Here is a 10,413-nt window from a genome sequence, read left to right on the forward strand (position 1 = left end):
GGAAGAGCGTTAGGCTAAAGAGCGAAGCCGATACTTTCCCTCGCCACCCGCCATCGAAGCGACCTCGCGAAGATCGAAATCGATTATCGAGGGATCTCGAGGCCGACTTATTAGCTTCGCTCTTTGACCACTTGATCTTGCGAAGCCTGGGTTGCTTCGAAGCGTCGGCCCAGCGGCCTTACCGGCCCTGCCCAACCGACTGCCGCGCCGACTCTCAAAGCCTGCGGGAACGCCTCACATGGGTCGCTTCGAAGCGTCGGCCCAGCGGCCTTACCGGCCCTGCCCAACCGACTGCCGCGCCGACTCTCAAAGCCTGCGGGAACGCCTCACATGGGTCGCTTCGAAATGTTCATCCGGCATGCGAGAACCCCGGCGTTGTCAGCGGCTCGCCACACGGGTCATGTTCACCGTGTATTTCTGATTGCCGCGCTGGATGACCAGGGCATTGGTGATACCGGGCCCACCCGCCATGATCTGGGCCGCCGATTGCTGGGTCACACCGGAGAGGCTGCGCCCGTCGATCGACAGGATCCAGTCACCCGCCGCCAGGCCGGCATGGGCCGCCGGGTAACCGGGCGTGACCGAGGTGATCTTGACATAGCCGTTGACGACCGAGTAGTTGAACCCGAAGATCCCGCGCACCGGCTTCGGCGGACCCGCCTGTGGCGCGTTCGGTTGGGCGCGCACCACGGAGACGTTGAACTGCTGATTGCCGCGCTGAACGCGAAGTTGATTGATTTTGCCGGGCGGCCCTTTGATGATCTGCTGCGCACTGGCCAAATTGGTGTTGGCCAGGCTGACACCGTCGCAGGCCAGGATCCAATCGCCGACCTGGAGTCCGGCAAGGGCCGCCGGCATGCCCGGCGTGACCTGGGTGATGCGCACGTAGCCCTGCTGGATTTGGTACGAAATGCCCAGCAAACCGCGTGTCCCCGGTGCATTGGGCGTGGCTGAGGCGATGCGGGTCATCGTGAGGTTGAACTTTTGATTGCCGCGCTGAATGAGGTAGGTATCGGTCTGGCCCACGGGGCCGTGAATGATTCTCTGCGTGGCGGCCATGGTCGTATTGGCCAGGTTGACCCCGTTGAAGGAGAGAATCCAATCGCCCGCCATCATACCGGCCCGGGCGGCCGGCATGCCCGGCGTGACTTCGGTAACCTTCACCCAACCGTTTTGCACCTGATAGCGGTAACCGCAATATCCGCGAGGCGGGCCCGAGTACTGGGCGGCCAGTACCGTGGTGAGGGAACAGGACCAAAGCAACCATCCGAGGAGCATCGCGCGCGGGGTGATCGTCGGCTTTTGCATGGAAACTCCTCCTCTGCCTTACATCGCCCGAATTTTGAACTTGGTTATTTTCTTTTTTATATTGTTGGGCCAAGTTACCTATTTCACAACCGGAAAGTACAGAACGTCGCCGCATAGAAATGGCGGAAGTTGGAAACGGATCCTCGAAATCGGCAATCCCCCGAGACAGACCGGCTTCGGCAGTCCCCGTTCGGTCGGCGACCAATCACTTTCAAACGAGTATTTTGCTGGCACCTATAGCCTGATGACCGATCGCATGTCTCTCAAGGCCGACCCTCACCGGATTTCCCATCCTTTCCTTTCAGGAAGGGCACGATCTAAAGTGCGGCTCACACCGTGCCGACCAAATAACCATCCTTCCAAATTTCCACCGACCTCATTTTTCTCCGAACGAGGTGTCGTGATGTCGTTGCCATCTCCAGATCTTCGCTCCTGGTGCCTTTCGATCGCTCTTGGCCTGCTGTTCCCGATCGCGGCCGTGCCCACGACGGCCCAGTCGGAATGGACCGATCCGGCGCCCGTCAACACCAACGCCGCCAACGACGAGGACTCGGATCTCGATCCACAGGTCGCCCATGACGGCGCGGGCAACTGGGTCGCCGTATGGACCACGGAAGACACCCTGGGCGGCACCATCGGCACCGACAACGACATCCTCGTCGCGCATTCGGGCGACAACGGCGTCACCTGGTCGGATGTCATGCCGCTGAACACCAACGCGGCCAACGACTCCGGCACGGACGGGCGCCCCCACATCGCCTCGGACGGCGCCGGAAACTGGGTCGCCGTGTGGCATTCCACCGAGAACCTGGGGGCGGCGATCGGCACCGACTTGGACATCCTCGTGAGCCGTTCGGAAGACAACGGGGCCACCTGGACCGCACCCGCCGCACTGAACACCACCGCGAATGCGGATACCTCTCACGATTTCGATCCGTTCATCGCGTCCGATGGAAAGGGCATCTGGCTCACGGTCTGGTACAACACCTTGGATCCGGGCAATACCGGCGAAGATGCAGACATTCTGTTCTCACGTTCCATGGACAACGGCGCGACCTGGTCGGCCCCGGCAACGTTGAACACCAACGCCACCACCGACGGCGGCGCGGACTTCATCCCGCGCATCGCCACGGATGGGTCCGGCAACTGGGTCGCGGTCTGGTACTCCAATGAAACACTCGGCGACACGATCGGTCTGGACAACGATATTTTCGCAGCCAGTTCGGCCGATGACGGCGCGAGCTGGTCGGCACCCACCGTGGTCAACGACAATGCCGAAACCGACGGCTTCGAGGACACCAATCCCGAAATCGCGACCGACCGGGCCGGGAACTGGGTCGTCGTCTGGCATTCCGCCAGCGTCGCGGCGCGAGGTCAAGGCAGCGATTTCGACGTGGCGGTCGCGAGCTCGGCCGATAACGGCGCCAACTGGACCAACGCCATCGCCCTGAACACCAATGCGAGCACCGACACGGGTAACGACTTTCTCCCGAGTATCGACACCGACGGCGCCGGCACCTGGGTGACGGTCTGGCAGTCGAACGAAAATCTGGACGACGTGCTGGGAACCGACGACGACGTGTTCTTCGCCCAATCGGTGAACAACGGGGCCAGTTGGACGGCGCCCGCCGCCTTGAATACCGGCGCCGCCACCGATCAAGGCAACGACTGGACACCGCGCATCGGTTCCAACCGGGCCGGACAGTGGCTGGCGATCTGGTACTCCTGGGAAGACCTGGGCGAACCCATCGGCAACGATTTCGATATCCTGGCCGCGATCTCTCCGCTCCCCTGCATGCTCTCGCAGGCCTTCTTCAACGCACTGCCGAATTGGGGCTCGACAAATACGGTGCTCGATCTCATCACGATCGTGAACCAGGAATGCGGCGAGGCGCGGGAGGACGGCTAGGCCCGAAGGAACCTGCTCGGCCCGACCTGCGCCGCCCGTTCACACGCGCAACAGATCGGGACCGCCCAACACCACGGGATTCGGCTCGCCTTCGGGTTCACGAGGCAATTCGGGAATCTTCTTTCGCCAATGGGAAGCGACCTTGAAGAAGCGGTCCAGCGCCCGGTACAGAGATACTTCTTCAAGATCGGCCAGGGTGAACGCCGCATGCAGCCGCACACGCTGGCTGGTGGGGTCGTATCCGAAGGACAGGTCCATCGCGGAGGGGAACAGGTTTTCGGCCAGTAGGGTTTCCATGAGCGCCTCTTCGCGCTCGCGCGGCAGCGGACACAAGTCGGCGGCGACCGTCATCACCGGCCGCTCGTCGAGCAGGCCCAGTTCCAGCGTCAAATCGCCGTTGACCAAAAGGATACAACGTCCCGAATGGGGATCCGCGGTCAGCGCGCCAAGCCCGAGCCGCTCGGCCAATCCGGTCAGAAGTCGTTGAAATTGGGGAACATATTGCATGGTGGGGTCCTCCCTGTTCATTCTTTTCAATTCGAGTTGCCAGCTCACACGCGCATGGTTGGAAATGGAATCACTCCGGGTTCGGGATCAAAACCGGAACCGTTTCGCGGTTCCGAGTCCGCAGAACCCGCGGTCTCGACCCACAGGCCTCCCTTGAAGTGGTCCTGCCAGCGCTCCGCCACCTCGAGGAAGGCGCGAAGCCACTGCTCGAACGACGCCGCATCAAGCTCCTTGAATCCGCGAAAATCACTGACCACCAGGGTCCCGGTGTCGCGGTTGAGCGCGAAGGCCATGGGCATCGCCGGCAACGGCAGGGGATCTTCGCCCGCCGGGTCCAACCGATGACCCGCGTTGGCGCTCAGGACGAGGCGATACCCTTCGCTCCGTTTGTCGGGGCGAATCCGTCCCAAATCGGCGAACAGCACCACCTGGTCGGCACCCGGGCGGGCGCCGATGAATATTTGGGTTTCGCCGTCAAAGATCAGGTGGGCGACGCCCTCCTCATTGACGGGAATCGAACCCAGGCCCACTCGGTCGCTGAATGCCGACAACAGCGAATCCAGGGCAGTGACACTATCGGAAACTCGTCGATCCATTGCACCCTCTCTGTGAATGAAATTGCTCCTACTCCTTCACACGTCGGACGTTCGAAGGATGATCGAAGAAAGTGAAACGACAATCGTGACTGAGCCCGCATCTCGATCCAAAGCCGTTGCGCCACAGGTATTTCGACGCTAGGTTTCTTTTTCGAAAACGCGTCGGGAACAGCCGAGAGCGCAGCGATCGCGATGCCTCCCCGTCCACGGAACGCCTTATTTCCCGACCCGATTCACATCGTAATTCCAGCTTTTCCGCCGCCATATATTCAAGAGACACAATCACCCACTGACCGTGCCCTACCGCAGCCGATTCCCGGACGCCGAGGCGCCTCGATCCCTGACGTCATCGGATCGACTTGACCCGGGTTCGAGACACCAGTATCTCGAAATTCAGACCGATCGGGAGCCATCGGAAGGCGGACGGGCATCGCCATGCCCATGTCACGGCTTGCACGCCAGCGGGTTGAAAAGGGAGCGCCAGCACGATGAGTATGACGACCACACAATACAGAACCGCTGCCCAAACCGGAGCCCAACGAATTGTCGCTTCAGGCCATCAATTGAAGGCCGGAGACCAGCCCCGCGACATCGGGAACTGGTTGGGGAAAAACATCAGCACGTCCCTGGCAAAACTGTACAACTCCGCCGAAGCAGCCATTTGGTCGCAGTCCACCTACGACAAGATACGCACCGAGAACCGGAATACGGTGGCCGACTTTCAGGAAGCACTGAAGACCGATTACGGAACCGCCATCGCGCTGCGCCTCACGCAAGACTTCAACCTGGATCAAATGATTCGCGACCAGGCAAGCCTGGGTTCCACGACGGTCACTCAAGTACTGGCACGAGCCGACACCCTCCTCCACCAGGAAATGACCGGTGTCCCACCCTTCGTGGAGGCCGGCGTCCTTCCCCACGCCGATTTGGACCACATCAAACAGAAATATGGCAGCGATGTGGTCGAAGCCTTGCTGGCCACGCCGTTCATGCAGGAGAAACTGGCGGAAGGCATCCCCTTGAGCGAAGAACAATCGATCGATCTCTCGCTCGCGGCGAGCAAGCTGGCCGCCATGCGGGCGCACGACCCGTCGCTCGAATCCCTGGAAGCACTCAGCCACCAGGCCCAGAATCTGCTCGGCGAAACCTATGATTTCTCCAATCTCGAATCGGCCATTACCATCCTCAAGGACCTGGGCCAAAACCTCGCGGAACTTCCCAATCGGACGCGCAGGACCAATCCCTTCGCCCAATTTGAACCCGTGGCCTCCGGCGACCCCCACCGTGTCGAGAAGGAGTACGAGGTCTACGAGCAGCTCCTCACCACCACCAACACCCTGTTGGCGCAATCCAAAAAGACGCTACCCGGCTTCCACCGCGAGGTTCTCAAGGGCGTGGCCGCCGAACTCAAGACGGCCATTCGCGGCCGCGTGGTCAAAGACCTGATGGCCGAAATCCACGGCAAGATGTCGGACATGGCGCGATCCGGCGGCACCCGAAAAGTAGAGGGCTCGTTCACGATCGGCGCGGGGGCGACCGTTTTCGGGGTACCCGTGGCCACAGCCAAAGCCGGGCTCAAACTCAACTACACACTGCAAACCGGCGACGACCTCAAGGTCCGCGAAAGTGAAACCGCCTCTTTGAGTTTGAGCCTCTCCGCCGGTAAGAAAAACGTGGCACAGGTAGGCGCCGGTGCCGCCGCCAGCATCGGTAAGGGAAAAACCTACCGGAGCCTGGAAGACTATGTGCGCCATCAGGCCGACGCGTTGTTGAACATCAATCTCCCGCAGGCCTCGCCGGCCGGTCACCAGAAACTCCAAATGCAGCTCAAAACGCTGGGCATCATCAACAACGGCGACCGGCTCAACCTGGACCGGGACGTCCCACCGGACTTCGTCCGAACTCGCGCGAAAAGCGGCGAAGGCAAGTTGTCCTTCCAAATTCTGCGTTTCCTCAACACCACTTCGGCGGCGCAAAAGAAGACGACCTTCACCAAAAACCTCACCATGACTCAGGCCATGAATCAGCAGCCCGACCTGGTGAAAACCGCGACCAAGGAGCACTTCGCCCTCACGTGGAAGGGTGAGCACTTTGGCAAAGAGACGGGCCACGCGAAATTCGGGGAAATCGAAGCCAAATTGACCAATATTCTGGGCAGACCGGATTCACTGGACAAAACGCAGAAGCTGGCCTTCCTCCGGGCGGACCTGAAAGATGCGATGCACCACCTGGAAGGCGAATTCGACCATTTCTCCCTCGCCAGCAACACCAAAGCTACCAACCGAGAAGAAAGATCCGCGATCAAAGCCGCACTCACGGAACTGAAAGGCCACCGCGGCGCCAAAAACAAGGAAGCCTACCTCGAGGCGGTGGTCCATACCTTCACCCGACTCAGCCAGCTTTATCAAGCCACCTTTCCCGACGAGGCCTCGACCGACGGTGCGGACCCCGGCTTCGACAAGAGCATGGAAACCTTCGCCAAAAAATTGATGGAACCGCCGTTTAAGATCAATCCCAAAAACCTGCCGTCGCACCAGCGGGTCATGCAGGGCGAAACGAAGACGATCAGCAACACCTTCGAAGTCGACCTCGGCCTCGGGAAGGCTTCCGCCAAAATCCAGTACGACAACGTCACCAACGATTCCAACCCCGACAACGACGGCGACTATCTCACGGTTTCGGTGAGCGTGACGGCCGGCACCAACCTCAAGAGCGTTCTGACCGCGATGGAGAACAGCGAGGGCTTCAAGGGATTTTTCGAAGCCATGTGGAGTCGCAAGGATGGCCAAGAAGGCGGCTTCGACACCGAGCAACCGGTGATCAGCCTCAGCGAAGTGGAACCGATTGGGGTCGACATGGGGGCCAGTGGCCGGGTGACGGTGTCGCTCCGATTCGGCAAACAGGAAGACCAGAGTTACTCGATGCATTTTCTCCGCGTCTCGGGCGAGACCGCCAAGGGGTTCGACACCGAAGTCGGCGTCGACGTCATGCCCGGCGGCGGCATCACCCTGGGTGTGGGATACCAGGAGGAAACGTCGCGAAACCTGACGGAGCGACTCGGCACCAACACCTTGAACCACGTGCAGAAGCAATTCAACGGCATGAAGGCCGGCGGACAATTCGAACAGGGCACATGGGGCAAGTTCGTCACCGCCCACAGGAATCAGTTCGGCACCATGTTTTCGAACCTGGCCAACCCCAACAGCAAGATCAGTAAAGAAGTGGCGGCCAAGTTCAGGGCACTGGGCCAAGATCCCGTGCCCACGGATTTCACCGAAGCCATGAACCAATTCAAAGCCGACAAGAAAAACGAAGTCGCCTTTAACAAGGCCAAGGACGCGTTGACCCATCTCCTGACCCAGCAGTACGAGAAGCCCTATACCGAGGAGGTGACGCGAAGATTCGGGGTGGTTCACCGCCGCAAGGCCACGGGTCTGAAAGCGATGTTGAATCCCAACCGGCTGCGGCGCCTGTTCGCCAGACCGAAGAAGAACCTCGAACCCGTGCGACATCGCGCCAGCACCGTTTCTTCGTTCGGTTCGATCGATCTGCAAACCGCGGGTGAGGTGCGCAACACCGGTATCCCCAATGCCTCCCAACACCACCAATTCCTGACGTCGGCCCTCAACGTGATCGCCGGTGCGCCGGCCTATCGGGAGTTGTTCACGGAAGCTCACGTGGCGAGCCTCCAGAATTCCATCACGACCAAGGGCTTGGATTTCGCCGAAGCCCAGAAGCTGGCTACGGCCATGCGAACCCTGGTGACCCCTGGCAGCGACGGGGACAAAACCCAGGCCATGACCCACGCCATCGAAGCGATGACCGCGCTGAACCTGATCGGCCAAGAAGAACAAGAGGCCGCCGAACCGCTGCAGAACGCCTCCAATCTGCTGTTCGACAAGTTGTTGCCGCTGTTCGACCCCGAAGGCAGCACCAAGGTCGGATTGTTCACGACCACTCGGTACAACCTGAACCAGATGCAGCCGTTCACCCCGGGGGGTCAGGAACAGCTCCAGGACCTGGGCGAGGATTCGATCCACACCGAACAAACGCGGACCCACGTCCTCGACCTGCCGATCGCCAATGTCGCGAATCTCCAGGAGGCGCTCGATCGGTTCCAGGGCGCTCAGAAAATGGACGACGCGACGGCCGTGGTCGGCGGCCAGCCGAAAAGAGGCGAGGCGACCCGAACCACCAAGCCGTTCGGCGCCCCGCCGGTACTGAACTTCCGGCTGCACCGCGATTCGGCGGTCGAGGACAAAGCCACGCACCCGGTCGATATTCCGGATACGATCCAATTCGGCGGCGAGACCTACCACCTGCGAACGGCCGTTCTGCACCACGGCAAGGACGCGAAAACCGACGACTTCACGACCCTTCGCCACGACAACGATGGCTGGACCCACCACAACGGCCAAGAGGTGACACCCGTCGTCGATCCCAATGAAGGCACGAACAAGCGGGCTTTGGACAAGGGCCTGGTGTTCACCTACGTGCGCGACTAAATACGAGACGACGGGTGATCCGTCGCCAAATCCTGCCGGGGGCCCGCTCCCGGCAGGCGTTTCCCCGCATCGAGCCCGGTCGGGTTTTGGATGGGGCGCGGTGCCAGGTCGTGCACGCCTATGAATTGACGGCTCGATCCGCTTGTCAGGGTTTTCGCGAACCGCTCCCGTACTTGTGCGCAAACACAGGTCGAAGGGAGCTTTGATGTTCGCGTGCAAACAGCCTCCGCCCTCCTCCCCCGTTTCCTCCTTTTCCCAATCCGACACAGCCCACGACGAAGTCCCCGATCGTGGCGCCGTGACCTGCCTCCTGCAACAGTGGCAACATGGAGACACCCAAGCTCTAAACGAGTTGTGGCCCCACATCGCCGGGCCGATGCGACGCATCGCGGCCAGGATCATTCGCGAGCATTTTCGGGATCGGGACAACATCGCGTCCATGCACACGACCGAACTGATCCAGGAGGCCTTCCCCCGCATCCTCGACTACCAGGCGCGCCGCACCTGGGATCATCGCGAACAATTTTACGCACTCGTGCGGAATATCATGCTTTGGATCATTCTCGACTACAAGAAATACCAACGGTACCGCCAGGCCGAATCGCTTCACGATCTCGCCGGCAGGCACACGACGGTGCCCACCTCGCCGATCTCGCCGGAGTGCATGATCGCGCTGGACCAGTCGCGGAAGCGATTGGCGGCCATTTCGCCCCGTGCCGCCCATATCTTGGAACTGCGTTTCTACCAGGATTACAGCATTCGCCAGATTACGTCCATGTTGGGTCTGGGCCGGACCGCGGTGCATCAGGAGCTAAAGGCCGCCCTGGGGTTTCTCAAACACGATCTGGACAAATCTTGAAGCGATCATCATCTCGGCATCCCAGCTCCCGGAACTGCGGAACTTCGATTTGGCTATAAAAGTTTGTCCACGGATCACACCGATTGACACGGATATAAAAACCAATCTCGGATCACGGGTTCTCGATTTTTTGAGCTTCGGTAGGCGGTAGGCCGGCCGGATGAACTTGTCGAAGCGACTCATGATCCGAGTTCCCGCATGCTTTGAGGGTCGGCGCGGCAGTCGGTTGGGCAGGGCCGGTAAGGCCGCTGGGCCGACTTTTATTGACGAACGCCCCGAACATTCGCCTGTTTAGGTTTTGGGCTTTATCTTCGAACTTTACAGGACTTGTTACATAAGAGCCACGCACCAGCGGGCCTACCCGCTCGATTTCGGGAAAGAAACAACACGAAGCGAGCCGATTCGGAGAGCCCGCATGCACCCAAGCGACGTAAAGCCTGTAGGTTGAGCACGGCCGGTATGGCAGCCTGCTCAACCAATCGAAGCGATTGAGCAAAGATCGAAATCGAACATCGTGAGATCTCGAGGACCGACTTATCCGCTTCGCTCTTTTTCCCTCGATCTAGCGAAGCGTGGATCGCTTCGAAGTGTCGGCCCAGCGGCCATACCGTCCGTGCCCAACTTACTGCGGCAACGCTCCTCTCACACATGCGGGAACTTCCCGGAGGTTCGTTTCGATTTGCGACTCAGTGGTAAGTCATTGTTTTAGAGCGTCATTCAGTTCCAATC

Annotated in this window: 6 protein-coding genes; 3 read left to right on the plus strand and 3 right to left on the minus strand. The window is 60.3% G+C overall.

All coding sequences use genetic code 11. The annotated features are described in order from the left end of the window. Window positions 1-378: 378 nt before the first annotated feature. Complete coding sequence (locus tag J3U87_RS27810) at window positions 379-1,308, minus strand: PDZ domain-containing protein (protein ID WP_237379053.1); 930 nt, start codon at window positions 1,306-1,308, stop codon at window positions 379-381. A gap of 403 nt (window positions 1,309-1,711) precedes the next feature. Between J3U87_RS27810 and J3U87_RS27815 the strand changes: the two genes are divergently transcribed. Continuing rightward, on the plus strand, window positions 1,712-3,217 hold the full coding sequence (locus J3U87_RS27815) for a sialidase family protein (protein WP_237379054.1): 1,506 nt from the start codon (window positions 1,712-1,714) through the stop codon (window positions 3,215-3,217). 39 nt (window positions 3,218-3,256) lie between these two features. Here J3U87_RS27815 and J3U87_RS27820 read toward each other — a convergent pair whose 3' ends face one another. Together J3U87_RS27820 and J3U87_RS27825 are read right to left on the minus strand one after the other, a co-directional pair. Beyond that, entirely contained in the window at window positions 3,257-3,724 is a 468-nt protein-coding gene (locus J3U87_RS27820) for a type III secretion system chaperone (protein WP_237379055.1), read from the minus strand. A 44-nt stretch (window positions 3,725-3,768) separates the two neighbouring features. Then, complete coding sequence (locus tag J3U87_RS27825) at window positions 3,769-4,320, minus strand: type III secretion system chaperone (protein ID WP_237379056.1); 552 nt, start codon at window positions 4,318-4,320, stop codon at window positions 3,769-3,771. A gap of 494 nt (window positions 4,321-4,814) precedes the next feature. On the opposite strand from J3U87_RS27825, the gene J3U87_RS27830 reads away from it, so the two are divergent. Beyond that, the gene (locus J3U87_RS27830) at window positions 4,815-8,825 is read left to right on the plus strand and encodes a ubiquitin carboxyl-terminal hydrolase family protein (RefSeq protein WP_237379057.1); all 4,011 of its coding nucleotides are present in this window, start codon (window positions 4,815-4,817) and stop codon (window positions 8,823-8,825) included. 205 nt (window positions 8,826-9,030) lie between these two features. Next, window positions 9,031-9,684 carry an ECF-type sigma factor gene (locus tag J3U87_RS27835; RefSeq protein ID WP_237379058.1) on the plus strand — a complete coding sequence of 218 codons (654 nt, stop codon included), beginning with the start codon at window positions 9,031-9,033 and terminating at the stop codon, window positions 9,682-9,684. Window positions 9,685-10,413 lie beyond the last annotated feature (729 nt).

This window comes from Sulfidibacter corallicola (genome assembly GCF_017498545.1).
In the GTDB taxonomy this organism is placed as follows: Bacteria; Acidobacteriota; Holophagae; order Acanthopleuribacterales; family Acanthopleuribacteraceae; genus Sulfidibacter; species Sulfidibacter corallicola.

Coding starts and splice junctions, on each gene's coding strand:
- J3U87_RS27810 (WP_237379053.1), bottom strand. CDS start 1,308: ATGCAAAAGCCGACGATCACCCCGCGCGCGATGCTCCTCGGATGGTTG.
- J3U87_RS27835 (WP_237379058.1), top strand. CDS start 9,031: ATGTTCGCGTGCAAACAGCCTCCGCCCTCCTCCCCCGTTTCCTCCTTT.
- J3U87_RS27820 (WP_237379055.1), bottom strand. CDS start 3,724: ATGCAATATGTTCCCCAATTTCAACGACTTCTGACCGGATTGGCCGAG.
- J3U87_RS27825 (WP_237379056.1), bottom strand. CDS start 4,320: ATGGATCGACGAGTTTCCGATAGTGTCACTGCCCTGGATTCGCTGTTG.
- J3U87_RS27830 (WP_237379057.1), top strand. CDS start 4,815: ATGACGACCACACAATACAGAACCGCTGCCCAAACCGGAGCCCAACGA.
- J3U87_RS27815 (WP_237379054.1), top strand. CDS start 1,712: ATGTCGTTGCCATCTCCAGATCTTCGCTCCTGGTGCCTTTCGATCGCT.